The sequence below is a fragment of the Mucilaginibacter polytrichastri genome (assembly GCF_001911425.1).
GTDB lineage: Bacteria > Bacteroidota > Bacteroidia > Sphingobacteriales > Sphingobacteriaceae > Mucilaginibacter > Mucilaginibacter polytrichastri.
The window spans coordinates 4,698,404-4,714,481 of record NZ_MPPL01000001.1 but is presented as its reverse complement, the minus strand read 5'-3'; the positions used below and the strand labels follow the sequence as shown (position 1 = coordinate 4,714,481).

Here is a 16,078-nt window from a genome sequence, read left to right as displayed (position 1 = left end):
TTGACACATAATTCGTCACAAGTTGAAAACTTGCGATAGCAATAAGGGGATCAAATAACAAAAAAAGCGGCTCATCGCCGCTTTTAATATCTTGTTTCCTGGTTCTTGTATCTTACTTCTGAAGCCTATGCTGTAAAAGCTTCCAAAGCCAATCCAATCCTTTTCACCGTTTCATCTTGCCCCAGCAGCGTAGCAATATCATACACATGGGGGCCAAATTTACCACCCACCAGCATAATACGGAGAGGCAGCATCACATCGCCAATCTTCAGTGCTTTTTCTTCGGCCAATGCTTTAAAGGTGGCTTCCAGTTCGGCGGGTTGCCAAATGGGGGCGGCTTTATAAGTTTCTGCTAATGCGTTAAAGAAATCGGTTTTAGCGTCGGTCCATTTTGGTTTTACGGAGTTGATGTCGTACTCGGCAGGTACGGCAAAAAAGTAGGCCGACTGCTGGTAAAAATCGGGCAGTAAAACAACGCGATCTTTAATGGTGTCAATTACGGTTAATAAGTAAGCATCATCGGTTACGATAATGCCTTTATCTTCCAATACCGTTTTAACTTTGGGTGCTAAACTTTCGGCAGAGCTGCGCTTTATCCACTCGGCATTGAACCATTTCGCTTTTTCGAAATCGAATTTTGCACCGGCTTTGCTTACGCGGTCTATCGAGAATTTTTCGATCAGTTCGTCTATCGTAAACAACTCCTGGTCGGTACCATCATTCCAGCCCAGGGTTCCCAGGAGGTTAATAAATGCTTCGGGCAAAAAGCCTAATTCGCGGAAACCCGGGGTTAATTCGTCCGATTTTGCATCGTACCAGTTCATAGCATAAACCGGGAAACCTAAGCGTGCGCCATCGCGTTTGCTCAGTTTGCCGTGGCCATCGGGTTTTAATATTAAAGGCAAGTGTGCCCATTGGGGCATTTGCGCTTGCCAGCCCAGGTATTTCCAAAGCAGTAAGTGTACGGGTGCGCTTGGCAACCATTCCTCGCCGCGGAAAGCATGGGTAATCTTCATCAGAAAATCGTCGACCACCACGGCTAAGTGATAAGTCGGCATACCATCGGCTTTTAGTAATACTTTATCATCAACCAAGTTGGTATCAAAGCTTACCGCACCGCGGATCATATCATTAAAGCTGATTTGCTCGTCTTCGGGTATTTTAATGCGGATCACATGCGGGGCATGGGCATCCAACAGGGCATCAACCTCGTGCTCGCTTAAAGAAACAGAGTTGCGCATTTCGTTACGATGCGCCAGTCCGTATTGAAAGTTAGGGATCTCTTTACGTTTTTGTTCCAGCTCGGCCGGGGTATCAAAGGCATAGTAAGCATGACCTTGTGCTACCAGGCGTTCGGCATATTCGCGGTAAAGCGCTTTGCGTTCGCTTTGGCGATACGGGGCAAATGGGCCGCCGGTAACAGGGCTTTCATCGGGGTGCAAGCCGCACCATTTAAGGCAATCTAAAATATATTGCTCGGCACCCTCAACGTAGCGGGTTTGGTCGGTATCCTCAATCCGTAAAACAAAAGTACCGTTGTGCTGCTTTGCAAACAGGTAGTTAAACAGCACGGTGCGTACACCGCCAAGGTGTAAACCACCGGTTGGGCTTGGTGCAAAACGCACCCTTACTTTCTGGTCACTCATATCGGGCGCAAAGATAGGAAATGAGTCGGGAAGTCCGTAAGTCGGGAAGTCCATAAGATTTTTTGACAAGAAGTAGGCAAAAAGAATAAAATCTACGTTAAAGATACTTTCGGACTTGCGGTCTAACTCACTTTCGGACTACAAAATATTTTTACGTAATTTGAAATATAGATATGGTGAACCCCTACGAACAAAGAAAACGCTGGAAATACTTATTGCTTGCATTTGCTGTGGTTATTGCCAGCGGATCATTGTTGTACACCAATTATTTGGTTAGGAACCTGGTAAAATCAGAACGTACGCGTGCCCAGGTATGGGCGCAGAGTATGAAACAGGTTTTTTCTTCGGATGATAACGATTTTCTGAACTACGTATTTTCGGTTAGGGATAGCCTATCTGTACCGGCCATTATTGTAGATGAGAAAGGTGATTTTAAATTATCGAAAGGGCTTGATACCACCAAGACCTTTATCCAGGAGGTATCCTCGGCCGGATTTATTAAGGATAAAAAGCTTCCCAAGTACGATCCCAAGTATTTTAAAGACGAGCTGGCAGCCATGAAAGCCCAGCATGCGCCTATTAAAATTGTTATTTTTCATAACAATTACTGGCTGGTTTACTATAAAGATTCGTTGCTGCTTACCCAGTTGCGCATATTTCCTTATATACAACTTACAGTAATTGCCATATTTTTATTGATAGCTTATACGGCATTTAACTCATCGCGCAAGTCTGAGCAAAACCAGGTTTGGGTTGGTTTGGCTAAAGAGACAGCCCACCAGTTGGGTACGCCCATCTCCTCATTAATGGCCTGGATTGAGCTGATGAAGGATAAGTTTAATGCCGAAGACGACCCGCTGATTGCCGAAATGGAGAACGACGTGAAGCGATTGGAAATTGTGGCCGATCGTTTCTCTAAAATTGGCTCGAAACCGGTACTGGAAATCCACTCGGTTTATGAGGTTGTTAAAGACTTTGTAGATTATTTCAGGGTACGGGTGAGTAATAAGATCACCTTTGAAATGGCCGGTAATCAAAATCTAATGGCCGGGCTCAACGTGCCGCTGTTTGACTGGGTAATTGAAAACCTGCTTAAAAATGCCGTTAATGCCATAGAAGGCACCGGGAGCATTAAGGTAGAGATATCGGAGAGTAAAGCCAAAACACAGGTTTATATTGATGTAACCGATACAGGCAAAGGCATCCCCAGAACCAAGTTCGAAACCGTATTTAAACCCGGCTACACCACCCGTAAACGCGGATGGGGCTTAGGCCTCTCGCTTACCAAGCGGATGGTGGTTAACTACCATAACGGCCAAATCTTTGTGCGCGACTCTGAACTAGGTAAAGGCACCACCTTCCGCATTGTGTTGAAGAGCATGACCAAGGAAGTAGAAGAGCCGGTAATAGCGTAATTTACTCTATTCCCGTCATGCTGAACTTGTTTCAGCATCTCACGGGACAGGTAGCAGACTTATTATGGTTCATACTTAGCATGTGGGATGCTGAAACAAGTTCAGCATGACGGGAGTAGAGTATAAAATCAAAGAGGGCGACATTTGATAATGCCGCCCTCTTTGATTTTATAATACGATTAGATCTATTTCACTAACCCTCTACTAACCAGCATCGGCTTAATGTCCGGGTTGTGGCCGCGGAAGGCTTTGAACATATCACCATAGTTTTCGGTGTTGCCTTTAGACAGGATCATATCGCGGAAACGCTGACCGTTGGCTCGCGTTAAACCACCGTTTTCCTGGAACCAGGAGAAGGCATCGTCATCCAACATTTCGGTCCATGCGTAGGCGTAGTAACCTGCAGCATAACCGTTAGACCAGATGTGTAGAAAATAGCTAGACCGGTAACGCGGCGGAACTTCTGATAAATTAAGCCCGGCTTTTTGCAGCGAGGTAGCTTCAAATTTATCTACATCTTGTTTGGCGTTATCTGCGCCCAATGTGTTCCAGGCCATATCGATGGCATCGCCGCCCAGGGCTTCGGTTAAAGCATATCCCTGGTTAAAGGTGCCTGCTTTTTTAATTTTGTCAACCAATGCTTGCGGCATAGGTGCGCCGGTTTGGTAATGCACGGCAAAGTGTGCAAATACTTTAGGGTCCATCATCCAGTGTTCGTTAAACTGCGATGGAAATTCCACATAATCGCGCGCGGTATTAGGGCTGGCCAAGGTTGGGTACTGCTGATTGGCAAATAAGCCATGCAAGCCATGCCCAAACTCGTGGAACATAGTTTTAGCGTCATCTGCGCTAATTAATGCCGGTTTGCCTGCGGCTGGCTTGGTAAAGTTGCAAACGTTATAAATTACCGGTTTTTGGTTCAGTAATTTCGATTGGCCTACAATGTTGCTCATCCATGCGCCACCGTTCTTGTTATCGCGTTTAAAATAATCGCAATAGAAAATACCCAGCTGGCTGCCGTCTTTGTCGAAAACATCAAATACGCGTACATCGGGCTGGTAAACGGGCAGATCCTTGCGCTCTTTAAAGGTTAAGCCGTAAAGCCGGTTAGCAGCATAAAACACACCATCTTTTAAAACCTTATCCAGCTCGAAGTATGGTTTAATCTGGTCTTCGTCCAAATCGTATTTGGCTTTGCGTACTTGCTCGGCATAGTAGTTCCAGTCCCACGGGGCTAGTTTAAAGCCGCCCTTTTGTTGGTCTATCACCGCCTGTATATCGGCTGCTTCAACTTTTGCTTTGGCCGTAGCAGCCGGAATCAATTTGCCTAAGAATTGTTCAACCGCTTCGGGGCTTTGGGCCATCTGATCGCGCAGCTTCCAGTCGGCATAGCTTTTAAAGCCTAATAATTTGGCAGCCAAAGCATGTAGCTCGGCAATGCGGGCAATGGTTTTGCGGGTATCATTGGCGTCGCCTTTTTCGGCACGGTTATATGAGGCCTCAAATAGTTTCTGGCGGGTAGCACGGTTGCTTAACGATTGTAATAACGGCTGCTGCGTAGTGTTTTGTAAGGATAACAACCATTTGCCATCTTGCTTGGCAGCCTTGGCATTATCAGCCGCTGCCTGTATCTCGGCGTCAGACAGCCCGGCAAGTTCTGCTTTGTCGGTTATTAACAGGGCACCTGCTTTATTTGCAGCCAGTACCATGTTGGTAAATTTGGCGCTCAGGCCAGCTTCTTCCTGGTTGTATTTCTTTAGCGTGTCCTTTGCGCCGTCAGAAAGGTTGGCTCCGGCCAGTTCAAATTTCTGTTCGTAATATTCAACCAAGCGTTTCGATTCCGGGTCTAGTTTTAGCTCATCACGTTTTTGGTAAATGGCCTGTACCCGTTTAAACAGTTTGGTGTTTAAAAATATCGCATCGTTATTGGCTGCCATTTTGGGCGCTTCTTCTTCCTGTACCTTTTGCAGGCTCGGGTTGGTGTTGGCGCTGGTTACCAGGTTAAAAACGCCATTTACACGATTTAAGAGCTGGCCGCTTTTTTCCATGGCTACCAGGGTGTTTTCAAAAGTAGGGGCTTCGGTGTTATCGGCAATTTTGCTTATTTCGGCTTGTTGCTGTTTCATGCCTTCTTCTAAAGCCGGCTGGTAATCGCTATCTTTTATCCTGGTAAAATCTGGTGCTTGCAGGGATAGTTTACTCGCCTCAAAAAAGGGATTGGTTGCTTCGCCGTTATCTGCACCTGCAGTACTTAAGTGTTTGCAGGATACTCCTGTTACTGCAAGCAATGCGAGTGCAGGCAGGCAGGAAAGTTTTTTCAGGTTCATATTTTGTATTAAGTTGTTAACTGGTAAATTAAGAGACGCGCTTATTTATTCAATATTGCATAGAAAGCATCGCGCCGATAAAATTATAATTTATATTTGATGGTATAAAGCAATTGTCACAATCACTATATGAATGCACCCTTACCATGAATACGCGCCCATGCAGGCAGAGTATGTACAAGCAGCCAGCAACCGCGGCGATATTGTGAAACTGCTGGATAAGCTAAAAGACAGCACATACGAGTTTTTGATCCAGATACCGCGCGGTAAGGCAAGCTTTGCTTATGCCGAAGGTAAGTGGACCGTTAAGCAGGTATTGGGCCACATGATTGATAGTGAACGCATCTTTGCTTACCGGCTGCTTTGCTTCTCCCGCCAGGAACAGAAAGAGCTGCCCAGCTTTAACCAGGAAGAGTATGTAGCGGCATTTGATTATGAAAGCCGGAGCCTTAAAAGCCTGGCCGATGAGTTTAAAGCCACCCGCGAAGCCAATATGTATCTTTTTAATAGCCTTACCCCCGAGCAATTTACACTAACAGGCAGTGCCAATGGTTATTTTATGACCGTAAACGGATTGCTGTACATTATAGCCGGGCACGAACTGCACCACCTGGGTATTTTACGCGACCGGTATTTATAGCAGCAGAGTGGAGAGTAGCCGGCTGAAGTTTGGCTGCAACAAATTAAGCTATCTTTGAAAGATCAATAATACTTTCAAAGATGAATGCTCCAGAACCAAATGAATATGCTACCATGCAGGCCGGTTATGTAAAACTGGCCAGTAATTATGGTGATGTTATTGAACTGCTGAACAAGCTAAAAGATAGCACGTATCAATTTTTTATGCAGCTACCGGCCGAAAAGGGAGACTACGCCTATGCCGAAGGCAAGTGGACTGTTAAGCAGGCATTAAACCACATGATTGATACCGAGCGGATTTTCGCCTATCGTTTGTTATGTTTCGCCCGTGGCGAAACACAAAAGATGCCTGGTTTTGACCAAAATGCCTACGAAGAAACTTCACACTCTAATAGCAGAACCCTGGAGAGCCTGGCCGATGAATTTAAAACCGTACGTGCCGGTAACTTATACCTCATTAATAATTTAACTCCCGAAGAAATTGCTGTGAGGGGTAATGCCACCGGTTATACCATTACTATACGGGCATTATTGTACACCATGGCCGGGCATGAGCTGCATCATTTAAATGTGTTGCGGGAAAGGTATTTGTAAAAAATAAAAACATTAACCAGTCGCTCGGCTCTGGCCGAGTGACAGATATTTTACGGCCTCTGGCCGAAGTTAGCAGTTGTAGTTCCCCTTTTGCTGCCGCAAGCGTCCCGCTTGTGGAGTCGTATAATAATTATGTTAACTACTTAGCAGGTGTGCCACAAGCGGGACGCTTGCGGCAGCGAACGAGCCGAGCGACTGCAATTAAATAAATCACTTACTCACCAATCAACCCAAACTCAGATCTTTAACCTGATCCCAATCTTATTCAGCAACCCGGCAAGCCAGATCATCAGGAAGGAGAATACCAGGCATTTGATCAGCCCGCCTATACCTTCGCTAAGGTATTCGGGGTAGCCCAGGTTGGTCATCTGGTAAATGGGATAAAATATAAACGGCACCAGGTAACAGGTAAAGGTTTGCTTGCCTGCGGGCTCTATAATTTTTACCCAATTGTACTGGTGCTTAAAATCTACCACAAAGGCAAAAAAGGCATATACTACCAGGCTGATGCCCGTGCAGATGAGCACCCACGATGGTGTATCGTGCGCTTTAGAGATGCCTCCGCTAAAGAAACGTACAATAAAACCGAGGTTAAAAAGAATAACAGCCAGCAAAATGATGCCTGCCCAAAGCAGCTTAATATCCTCACTTTGCTTAAGGCGGATATACATCACAGAAACAAAGATGCCGGCCATGGTAAAGGCCTGCATAGCACCGTTGCCGGCTAACCAGGCATATTTTTGCACGCCGCTTAAAAAGTTGAGCATACCGAAATGGAAGTCGAGGTTAAAGAACAGGAAGAAGATCCATGCCGCAGCCTGGATCCAGAGCGCCCCGCCCGAATAGTAGTAGATAAGACTGCACAGCAGGTACGACCAGCCAATTAACCCCAATATACCCCACCAGGTTAAATGCAGCCAGGTTTGGCCCGGGTCTGTAGTTTTGTACAGCAGCGACATTACAATAAGCAGCACAATACCGAAGCCCTGGTATAAGTAGCGCCTAAAGGGCGTGATTTCACTATAATCAAGAAAAATAAAGAAAAAACTAATGGTAAGCAGGCTTTCCCAAACAGGCTGGGGCAGCAGGGCAGTGGCTTCATTATAGGTTTCCATATTGGCATGGTAAAAGCCAATAAGTATCAGGGCAAATGAGCGGGTAATTATGCGCAGCGGAATTTTTGTATCGCCCTGTTTCATCCGCTTTTCGAAAGCGAAAGGGATTGATAAGCCTACTATAAATAAAAAGGCTGGGAAAATAGTATCGGCAAGGCCAAGTGCATCAACGTTATCGCCGGCGTGTTTTAGCCAGCTGGGCACCTTGGGTATTCCGTCCAGATCATTAACAAAGATCATCAGGAACATCGTTACTGCGCGGAACGCATCTATTGACCTTACCCGGTTGTAAACATTATTCATTAGGTAGATAGATGTTAACGGGTATGTTTGTTTTAATGTAAACGCAGTTTTACATTAAAACTGTATGTTGTAAGTTAAAAAACAATCGGGGCAGTTAATCCCGGTCGCGGCTTAGCTTAGTAAACTTCAATGGATTTTCGTTAAGCTCGGCTGTTTCCTGCCTGTGTTTAACAATATGGATGGCTGTAAATAAAGCTTCGCGGAAAGATATTTCTGATGCCATATTTTTACCTGCAATATCATAAGCGGTGCCATGATCGGGCGAGGTACGTACAAATTTTAATCCGGCGGTATAGTTAACGCCCGATTCGAAAGCGATGGTTTTAAACGGAATTAAGCCCTGGTCGTGGTACATGGCCAGTACGGCATCAAACTGCATATAGGTTCCGTTGGCAAAAAAGCCGTCGGCAGGGTAGGGGCCAAAAGCCAGGATATCATTGGCGCGGGCTTCTTCAATAGCCGGTATAATAACGGTTTGCTCTTCGGTACCAATCAGCCCGTTATCGCCTGCGTGCGGGTTTAAGCCCAGCACGGCAATTTTAGGTTTACGAATCCAGAAATCTGTTTGCAGCGAAGCATTCATCAGCTTCAGTTTGGCCAGTATTTTTTCAACTGTAATGCTTTCGGCAATTTTACTTACTGGTATGTGCCCGGTAACCACGCCAACGCGCAGGGTATCGCTCACCAAAAACATTAATGATTCGGCCGCATTATCGCGCTCCTGTAAATATTCGGTATGGCCCGGAAATTTAAAGTTATCGTTCTGGATGTTCTCTTTATTAATAGGCGCAGTAACCAGCGCGTCAATCTCGCCATTCACTAAATCGTCGGTTGCTTTTTGCAATGATAAAAAAGCGTATTTGCCACCAGTTTCGTTGTTAACGCCAACTTCTATCTTCACATCCTCTTCCCAGCAGTTAATCATGTTTGCCTTTTTGGGTACAGCTTGTGATGCACTGCTGATGACGTTAAAATTCATATCGTGCACATTGCTAAGGCGGCGGTGAAATGAAGCCACTTTAGTATGCCCGTAAACAATAGGTGTACAATAATCAAAAACGCGTGCATCGGCCAAAGTTTTAATAATTACCTCGAGCCCTATGCCGTTTACATCACCAATACTGATACCTATTTTTATTTTTTCGCTCATTACTTACAGAATTACACCGATAGTTTTGTAGTTACGCCGTTAAAGAGTTACCACTTTATCAACTACAAATAAAAGATTTTAACGGCAATATTAACTACAAAAGCTTAAATATGCCGTACTTTGCCTCAAATAACCACTCGAGTATGTCATTGGTCAGAGCCAAAAAGCACCTGGGTCAGCACTTTCTGACTGATAAAAACATTGCAACCCGTATCGTAAACGGATTAAATCCAACGCGTGGTTACACACAGGTACTGGAAGTAGGCCCGGGTATGGGTATCCTGTCTGATGTATTACTGCAACAAACAGCATACGAAACCTATCTTATTGATATCGATACCGAGTCGTACGATTTTCTGCTGAAACAATACCCAACAGCGGCATCGCGCATTATTAATGCCGATTTCCTGGAGATGGATTTCGGCACGATATTTAAAAATGATTTTGCCATAATTGGTAATTTCCCTTACAATATATCGTCGCAAATACTGTTTAAGGTGCTGGATAACCGCCACCAGGTTGTTGAGGTAGTGGGCATGTTTCAAAAAGAAGTAGCCGAACGCTGTGCCTCTAAACCGGGTAGTAAAGAGTATGGCATACTAAGCGTGTTTTTGCAGGCTTATTATAAGGTAGAATATTTGTTTACGGTAAAAGCCGGGGCATTTAACCCGCCGCCTAAAGTTTTATCGGGCGTAATCAGGCTAACCCGTAACGAGGTTGCCACGCTTAATTGTGATGAGAAACTATTTTGGCAGGTGGTAAAGGCAGGCTTTAACCAACGGAGGAAAACATTGCGCAACGCATTATCATCATTGATCAACAAAGAAAAAATGACCGAAGAGCCATTGCTGGATCTGCGTGCCGAACGGTTAACTGTTACCAATTTTGTAGACTTAACCAATATGATTACCGCCAACAGATGAAAAACCGCTTGTTATTAATTACGTTTTGCCTGGCCTCCATTTTTTGCCGGGCACAGAGTGGTAAGCCAAATAACAAGATCATCACAGGTACCAAAATTGTTTATCTGAATTATAAGGACCAAAAGGATAGTTTGCACGTCCCGGTAGTATCAGAGCAATACCCCGCCCTTAAAGAGGCGCTATCAGACAAAAACATATTTAATGGCGATAAAATAGAAGAGCTTGCTGCCAAATATAATGGCTGCGGATGCGGCATTATCAGTTTATATTACGACATTGCTCTTGCCAATGATAACGTCATATCTATTATGCTTTATTACGATACCATGGGCGACCACCCGGATAGCTACCAGGAATGGTTTACTCTGGATGTGCATACCGGTAAACCTTACCCATTGACCAACGAGCTTACCGATGCCGGGGCAGACCACTTTGCCGTATTGTATAAGAAAAAACTAAAGCAAAATATAGAAGCAGACAAGGAACTTAAACCCGAAGACGAGATTGAAACAGAGGTGTACGACGATTTGATGAATACACTAAACGCCTTAACCACCAAGATGATAATGAGCAACTACGTTTTTACCACCAAAGGCGTGCTCTTTAAATCTGACGATGTTTTGCCCCGCGATACGCACGACCACGAACCGCAGCGCACCCTACTGGTACCCTATAGCCAGCTGAAGCCTTATATAAAGGCAGGCGCGGTTGTGTTGAAGAAGTAAATTAATCGGCTAAAATTCAGTTTGTTATTTCATTAATATACATAAAAACAACGCCTTGTTTTTATGTATATTTGGATATGGACCTACAAGCCGAAAAATTAGAGTTGATAAAGCAGCTGTTGGAGGTAAATGATCCCGACGTATTGTGTGAGATAAAAGCGGTATTAAAGCGCAACAGCGCCGACTTTTATCATTACCTGCCCGATGCTGTAAAAAACAGTATCGAAGCGGGTTTAAGGGATATCGAAAACGGAAACTCTCATTCACGCGGTCATGCATCGCATGATCTTAAAACCCGGTATGGCGTTAAAATTAATCATTAACCCCATACGTGTTTACCAGATTGGCTAGCCCCGAAAAAGGTGGCTAAGCCTGGCTGTGCCTTGTAGGGCAATCTCATTAAGTTGGGCAACTTAATAGATATATTAAACTAAAGAACCGAATCTCCGATTCTTTAGTTTAATAAGTTAAATATTTAATGGGTTAGTTTTAACGGGCCACACCTACCATATCCCAGCACATCAAGAAAGAGTATTTTAAGTATTCGCCTTTTTTATCAGGGTGGTATATTAAAAAATCTATTGTGCTATATAATACAGTACTGAATATTTTGATGAGAAATTCAACGGGGATATCTTTTATTTGCCCGCTTTTAATGGCCGCTTTCCACCAATCTAATAAAGACGTCCATGTATCATCCTGTGACATGATTTCTTTACTGTAATACGGAGAATTAATAAATTGTTGCATGTACCTGAATTGATCCTGATGATTTAATGACCATTCAATTAGGTTATTCCACATAGACTGCAAGTCTTCCTTTACATTGTTTTCATTTTGGCAACTAGTTGTTTGAGCAATAAAACTACGTTTAACCGTTTTATAGGCCGTAATAATAATATCGTCTTTACTGTTAAAATGATGGAACATCGTACCTGTAGCAACTCCGGCGATTTTTGATATACCTGCGGTCGAGACCTTGTTGAACCCTTTAGCTACAACAAGCTCAATAGCAGCGGAAATTACTTTTTCCTTTTTCGTTATTTCCGCAGTATTCATCAAGGTGTAAAGTTAATTAAACTTAATTATAATGTAATTAAGACAAAGTACGATCTGCCTTAGTATATTCCAGTATCCAACCCGGATATTCAGCAGGTAACTTGCTGATCTCGTCCAGCTGTTTTAATTCGTCATCGCTCAACTTTACATTTGCTGCATTTAAGTTATCACTCAGCTGCTCCGGCTTTTTCGCACCTACAATGATACTGGTTACCACAGGCTGGTGTAATAACCAGGCTAAAGAAAGCTGAGCTACAGTAACACCCTTCAATTCTGCCATTGGATGTAGCACATCCAGTATATCGAAAGCCCGGTCGCGGTTTATCGGAGGGAAATTAACCGTATTTCTTCTACCAGAATCCGACTCTCCGGAGCGGGAATATTTACCACTTAAAAAACCACCGGCAAGCGGACTCCAAACCATTAAGCCAACTTTTTGAACTTCTAACAATGGTATCAGCTCCCTTTCCAGATCCCGTCCTGCAATGGTATAATAGGCTTGCAATGAAATGAATTTTTCAATATGATTATACTTTGAATAAGATAAAGCTTGGGAAAGCAGCCATGCAGGCACATTGCTTGCACCGATGTAACGCACTTTTCCACTCCTCACCAGGTCGTCCATTACACGCAATGTTTCTTCAATGGGTGTAAGTGCATCATAGGAATGTATCTGGTAAAGATCAATATAATCTGTACCCAGGCGCTTTAGACTGGCATCTACCTGCTGCATGAGATGCTTACGTGACAGGCCTTTGTCATTAGGGCCGGGGCCCATACCTGACCTCGCTTTGGTAGCAAGTACCAACGAATCCCGCTGTATACCTAAATCTTTAATCGCTTGTCCGGTAATTTCTTCTGAGCGCCCTGCGGCGTAAACGTTTGCTGTATCAATAAAGTTAATCCCCGCATCGACAGCCTGTTTCACTAATGTGTTAGCTTGTTCCTGATTTAAACCGCCGAGGTCTTTGAAAATGGGGTGATCTCCAAATGTCATAGTTCCGAGACAAAATTGCGATACCAGTAAGCCGGTATCTCCTAGCATTTTATATTTCATATCTAAGATAATATTTACAGACCGACTAATCTGTCGGTCTGTAAATATATTATCTTAATTTGTCGAAAAGAAAAATATATAGCTTTATTAAGGGATAAAATTTATATAACTTAAAATATGTGGATACGCGGCGGTATTCAGCGTGGCAGCATACTCTGTCAATAAATTCGCATCTTTTTTGTGCTATGCACTAATTATCAAGGTTTCCACTATTTTTGCCCCTCTGTAAAATAACACGCCTTGAATAATAGAACCATCCTCGTTGTTGATGATTTGCACCCCGCTTTTATGGAGGGTGCCCAAGCACTGGGTTTCAGCTGTAATTATCAACCCCATATTACCGTACCCGAAGCATTGGCCGTTTTGCCCGAATATGAAGGGCTGGCCATCCGTTCAAAATTTCAGGTGAGTAAGGAGATCATCGACAGCGCCCCTAATCTTAAATTTATAGCCCGTGCCGGTGCCGGTATGGATAATATTGACGAGCCATACGCCCGCGAAAAAGGCATCACCCTGCTTAATGCGCCCGAGGGTAACCGCGATGCCGTTGGCGAACAGGCCATTGGGATGCTGCTATCACTAATGAATAACTTTAGCCGTGCCGATGCCGAGGTGCGTGCCGGCCAATGGCGCCGCGAAGCAAACCGGGGTTACGAGTTGAAGGGCAAAACGGTAGGTATTATTGGTTATGGTTTTATGGGCAGCAGCTTTGCCCGCAGGCTATCGGGCTTTGGGGTTGATGTAATTGCGTTTGATAAATATAAAACCGGTTTTAGCGATAGTTTTGCCCGCGAGGTAAGCATGGAGCAAATTGTAAAGCACAGCGATGTGCTGAGCATCCACGTGCCGCTAACATCGGAGACTAAGGGTTTGGTTGATGATGAATACCTTTTCCATTTCCGCAAGCCGATATTCTTTTTAAATACCGCCCGCGGCCCCATTGTAAAAACCCAGGCCGTACTAAATGCCATAAAGCAAGGTAAAATTTTAGGCGCCGGGCTAGACGTACTGGAGGTGGAGAAATTCCCCGCCCTGGGCGAGCAGCCCTGGTACCAAGAGTTGCGTACATCGGGCAAGGTATTGCTAACCCCGCACATAGCCGGGTGGACATTTGACTCGTACCGCAAAATTAGCGAGGTACTGGTAGAAAAATTAAAAACATATGCCAACCAATAACTGTTTGATTAAAACAGTGTAACAGCGTGCGATTTAAAAAATTTGGATATTAATATTTAAATCGCTTATCTTCGTTTTACACCAAACAAGACTATGCCGGTTAATATGCCGTTATAGTCTTGTTTGCTTTTAAAGCCCTTGCGTAACTGTAAAAGCCGGAAGGGCGGTTTTATTTAATGACATTAAGAAGTAGTTTTAAAATAAATAGTGAGTTATGGCAGATGTTGCATACTACACCAAAGAAGGTTTAGAAAATTTAAAGGAAGAATTACAGTACTTAAAAACTAAGGGCAGAACCATGATATCTGCAGCCATAGCAGAGGCGCGTGATAAAGGTGACCTTTCTGAAAATGCGGAGTACGATGCAGCCAAAGAAGCCCAGGGATTGCACGAAGCAAAGATCTCTAAATTAGGAGAGCTGCTGGCCAATGCCCGTTTGCTCGATGAATCTAAACTGGATACTTCGAAAGTGCTTGCGCTTTCGGTAGTTAAAATTAAGAATGTTAAAAACGGTGCTACCATGAGCTACCAGTTGGTTTCTGAAAACGAAGCCGATATTAAAACAGGGAAGATTTCTGTAGCGTCGCCAATTGCCAAAGGTTTACTGGGCAAAAAAGTAGGTGAGTGCATAGAAATTACCGTACCTGCCGGTAAAATGGAATTCGAGATACTGGAAATAAGCAGGTAGATTTTTAGTTATTGAGTGTATTAATTGAGTGGTTGTTAAAACAAATAAGGCCAGGCTTTCTTAATACACTCATTAACGTAATAACAAATAATTCAACAACCACATGCCCACCATTTTTTCTAAAATAATAGCCGGCGAGATACCCGCCCATAAAGTTGCCGAGAGCGAAGAGTTTTTGGCATTTCTGGATATTAGTCCGCTGGCAGAGGGCCATGTATTGGTGATACCCAAAGTAGAGGTCGACAATATTTTTGACCTGGATGATGAGTCTTATACCGGCTTGCAAATGTTTGCCAAAATTGTGGCACTTGGTGTTAAAAGAGCCATCCCTTGTATCAAAGTTGGGGTAGCTGTAATTGGCCTCGAAGTGCCGCATGCGCACATCCATTTAATCCCTGTAAACAAGGTGAGCGATATGGATTTTTCCCGCCCGAAGTTGTCATTCAGCAATGAGGAATTAGCTGCAACAGCTGCTAAGATCAAAGCCGCCATACATAACGAAATACAGGAAGAAGACGGGGTATAGCTGGTAGGTAAGTGCCATGTAAGTCACTATTTAGTATTACTTAAATAAGTAACTAAATACCCATTCACTTTACAGCTATTTCTTAAATTTAATAGGCGCATTTACCCGCGCCTTATTCTCTTTAGCAAACGATTCCCAGCCCGAGTAGCTGATCTTGCTGCCCCGGCCGGTAGTAATTTTCTGGAAACTGTGGCATACCGCAACCGCCAAACCATCGGTGGCATCTAAAAATTCGGGCGTTTCTTTAAACTGCAACAGCTGCTGCAACATGGCGGCAACCTGCTCTTTGGTGGCGTTGCCATTACCCGTAATAGCCTGCTTAATTTTACGCGGCGCGTACTCATTAACCGGGATATTGCGCGACAGTGCTGCGGCAATACAAATGCCCTGTGCACGGCCCAGCTTTAACATTACCTGTATATTTTTGCCATAAAAAGGAGCTTCGATAGCCAGGGTATCGGGGTGATACATATCGATCAGCGCTACCGTTTTTTCAAAGATGCGCTGCAGCTTAATCATGTGGTCATCGCCCGCCGGGATCTTAACGATGCCCATACTTACCATCTCTGTTTTGGTACCTATCTCTTTTACTACGCCATAGCCCATTACTAGTGTACCGGGGTCGATCCCCAAAATAATCCGCTCTTTATTAACAGGCAATATCATGGGCGTAAAGATAAGATTCTGTTGCCGGTTGTCTGTTATCGGTTGCCTGGTTTAAAATATGCTGTGTGC

The 16,078-nt window shown here is 44.1% G+C and carries 16 protein-coding genes; 9 read left to right on the top strand and 7 right to left on the bottom strand.

Annotated features, from left to right (window positions below; genetic code table 11):
• Positions 1 to 125: 125 nt before the first annotated feature.
• On the bottom strand, positions 126 to 1,646 hold the full coding sequence (gltX, locus tag RG47T_RS20215; protein ID WP_074491239.1) for a glutamate--tRNA ligase: 1,521 nt from the start codon (positions 1,644 to 1,646) through the stop codon (positions 126 to 128).
• 176 nt (positions 1,647 to 1,822) lie between these two features.
• On the opposite strand from gltX, the gene RG47T_RS20210 reads away from it, so the two are divergent.
• A complete protein-coding gene (locus RG47T_RS20210; protein ID WP_074493614.1) occupies positions 1,823 to 3,061 on the top strand; it encodes a sensor histidine kinase in 1,239 nt (412 codons plus the stop codon).
• A gap of 185 nt (positions 3,062 to 3,246) precedes the next feature.
• On the opposite strand, the gene dcp is transcribed toward RG47T_RS20210, so the two are convergent.
• Complete coding sequence (gene dcp / locus RG47T_RS20205) at positions 3,247 to 5,388, bottom strand: peptidyl-dipeptidase Dcp (protein ID WP_083627473.1); 2,142 nt, start codon at positions 5,386 to 5,388, stop codon at positions 3,247 to 3,249.
• A gap of 133 nt (positions 5,389 to 5,521) precedes the next feature.
• Here dcp and RG47T_RS20200 point away from each other — a divergent pair, with 133 nt between their 5' ends.
• Together RG47T_RS20200 and RG47T_RS20195 are read left to right on the top strand one after the other, a co-directional pair.
• On the top strand, positions 5,522 to 6,028 hold the full coding sequence (locus RG47T_RS20200) for a DinB family protein (protein ID WP_074491237.1): 507 nt from the start codon (positions 5,522 to 5,524) through the stop codon (positions 6,026 to 6,028).
• Between the two features lie 80 nt (positions 6,029 to 6,108).
• A complete protein-coding gene (locus RG47T_RS20195; protein WP_074491236.1) occupies positions 6,109 to 6,621 on the top strand; it encodes a DinB family protein in 513 nt (170 codons plus the stop codon).
• A gap of 236 nt (positions 6,622 to 6,857) precedes the next feature.
• Here the strand turns inward: RG47T_RS20195 and RG47T_RS20190 are convergent, their stop codons facing one another.
• Both RG47T_RS20190 and pdxA read right to left on the bottom strand, forming a co-directional pair.
• Entirely contained in the window at positions 6,858 to 8,039 is a 1,182-nt protein-coding gene (locus RG47T_RS20190; protein ID WP_074491235.1) for a DUF5009 domain-containing protein, read from the bottom strand.
• A gap of 94 nt (positions 8,040 to 8,133) precedes the next feature.
• The gene (pdxA, locus tag RG47T_RS20185; protein ID WP_074491234.1) at positions 8,134 to 9,189 is read right to left on the bottom strand and encodes a 4-hydroxythreonine-4-phosphate dehydrogenase PdxA; all 1,056 of its coding nucleotides are present in this window, start codon (positions 9,187 to 9,189) and stop codon (positions 8,134 to 8,136) included.
• Positions 9,190 to 9,332: 143 nt separating this feature from the next.
• On the opposite strand from pdxA, the gene rsmA reads away from it, so the two are divergent.
• From rsmA to RG47T_RS20170, 3 genes are all read left to right on the top strand, one after another.
• Positions 9,333 to 10,112 (top strand): 16S rRNA (adenine(1518)-N(6)/adenine(1519)-N(6))-dimethyltransferase RsmA, encoded by a 780-nt coding sequence (gene rsmA / locus RG47T_RS20180; protein WP_074491233.1) that lies wholly within the window; start codon positions 9,333 to 9,335, stop codon positions 10,110 to 10,112.
• Entirely contained in the window at positions 10,109 to 10,837 is a 729-nt protein-coding gene (locus tag RG47T_RS20175) for a hypothetical protein (protein ID WP_074491232.1), read from the top strand. The genes rsmA and RG47T_RS20175 overlap by 4 nt, the downstream gene beginning before the upstream one ends.
• 77 nt (positions 10,838 to 10,914) lie before the next feature.
• Positions 10,915 to 11,160, top strand: a complete 246-nt coding sequence (locus tag RG47T_RS20170; RefSeq protein ID WP_074491231.1) for a hypothetical protein — start codon at positions 10,915 to 10,917, stop codon at positions 11,158 to 11,160.
• A 166-nt stretch (positions 11,161 to 11,326) separates the two neighbouring features.
• Here the strand turns inward: RG47T_RS20170 and RG47T_RS20165 are convergent, their stop codons facing one another.
• Positions 11,327 to 11,896 carry a TetR/AcrR family transcriptional regulator gene (locus RG47T_RS20165; RefSeq protein ID WP_074491230.1) on the bottom strand — a complete coding sequence of 190 codons (570 nt, stop codon included), beginning with the start codon at positions 11,894 to 11,896 and terminating at the stop codon, positions 11,327 to 11,329.
• A gap of 37 nt (positions 11,897 to 11,933) precedes the next feature.
• Positions 11,934 to 12,953 (bottom strand): aldo/keto reductase, encoded by a 1,020-nt coding sequence (locus tag RG47T_RS20160; protein ID WP_074491229.1) that lies wholly within the window; start codon positions 12,951 to 12,953, stop codon positions 11,934 to 11,936.
• Positions 12,954 to 13,193: 240 nt separating this feature from the next.
• Here RG47T_RS20160 and RG47T_RS20155 point away from each other — a divergent pair, with 240 nt between their 5' ends.
• The 3 genes from RG47T_RS20155 to RG47T_RS20145 all read left to right on the top strand — a co-directional run bounded on the left by RG47T_RS20155 (position 13,194) and on the right by RG47T_RS20145 (position 15,343).
• A complete protein-coding gene (locus tag RG47T_RS20155) occupies positions 13,194 to 14,129 on the top strand; it encodes a 2-hydroxyacid dehydrogenase (RefSeq protein ID WP_074491228.1) in 936 nt (311 codons plus the stop codon).
• A gap of 214 nt (positions 14,130 to 14,343) precedes the next feature.
• Entirely contained in the window at positions 14,344 to 14,817 is a 474-nt protein-coding gene (greA, locus tag RG47T_RS20150) for a transcription elongation factor GreA (RefSeq protein WP_074491227.1), read from the top strand.
• Positions 14,818 to 14,920: 103 nt separating this feature from the next.
• Entirely contained in the window at positions 14,921 to 15,343 is a 423-nt protein-coding gene (locus RG47T_RS20145) for an HIT family protein (protein ID WP_074491226.1), read from the top strand.
• A gap of 75 nt (positions 15,344 to 15,418) precedes the next feature.
• Here the strand turns inward: RG47T_RS20145 and ruvC are convergent, their stop codons facing one another.
• The gene (gene ruvC, locus RG47T_RS20140; protein WP_074491225.1) at positions 15,419 to 16,009 is read right to left on the bottom strand and encodes a crossover junction endodeoxyribonuclease RuvC; all 591 of its coding nucleotides are present in this window, start codon (positions 16,007 to 16,009) and stop codon (positions 15,419 to 15,421) included.
• Between the last annotated feature and the right edge of the window lie 69 nt (positions 16,010 to 16,078).

Excerpts from the sequence above, each read along its gene's own strand:
- gltX (WP_074491239.1), bottom strand. The coding sequence starts at position 1,646 with ATGAGTGACCAGAAAGTAAGGGTGCGTTTTGCACCAAGCCCAACCGGT.
- dcp (WP_083627473.1), bottom strand. The coding sequence starts at position 5,388 with ATGAACCTGAAAAAACTTTCCTGCCTGCCTGCACTCGCATTGCTTGCA.
- RG47T_RS20200 (WP_074491237.1), top strand. The coding sequence starts at position 5,522 with ATGCACCCTTACCATGAATACGCGCCCATGCAGGCAGAGTATGTACAA.
- RG47T_RS20195 (WP_074491236.1), top strand. The coding sequence starts at position 6,109 with ATGAATGCTCCAGAACCAAATGAATATGCTACCATGCAGGCCGGTTAT.
- RG47T_RS20190 (WP_074491235.1), bottom strand. The coding sequence starts at position 8,039 with ATGAATAATGTTTACAACCGGGTAAGGTCAATAGATGCGTTCCGCGCA.
- pdxA (WP_074491234.1), bottom strand. The coding sequence starts at position 9,189 with ATGAGCGAAAAAATAAAAATAGGTATCAGTATTGGTGATGTAAACGGC.
- rsmA (WP_074491233.1), top strand. The coding sequence starts at position 9,333 with ATGTCATTGGTCAGAGCCAAAAAGCACCTGGGTCAGCACTTTCTGACT.
- RG47T_RS20175 (WP_074491232.1), top strand. The coding sequence starts at position 10,109 with ATGAAAAACCGCTTGTTATTAATTACGTTTTGCCTGGCCTCCATTTTT.
- RG47T_RS20170 (WP_074491231.1), top strand. The coding sequence starts at position 10,915 with ATGGACCTACAAGCCGAAAAATTAGAGTTGATAAAGCAGCTGTTGGAG.
- RG47T_RS20165 (WP_074491230.1), bottom strand. The coding sequence starts at position 11,896 with ATGAATACTGCGGAAATAACGAAAAAGGAAAAAGTAATTTCCGCTGCT.
- RG47T_RS20160 (WP_074491229.1), bottom strand. The coding sequence starts at position 12,953 with ATGAAATATAAAATGCTAGGAGATACCGGCTTACTGGTATCGCAATTT.
- greA (WP_074491227.1), top strand. The coding sequence starts at position 14,344 with ATGGCAGATGTTGCATACTACACCAAAGAAGGTTTAGAAAATTTAAAG.
- RG47T_RS20145 (WP_074491226.1), top strand. The coding sequence starts at position 14,921 with ATGCCCACCATTTTTTCTAAAATAATAGCCGGCGAGATACCCGCCCAT.
- ruvC (WP_074491225.1), bottom strand. The coding sequence starts at position 16,009 with ATGATATTGCCTGTTAATAAAGAGCGGATTATTTTGGGGATCGACCCC.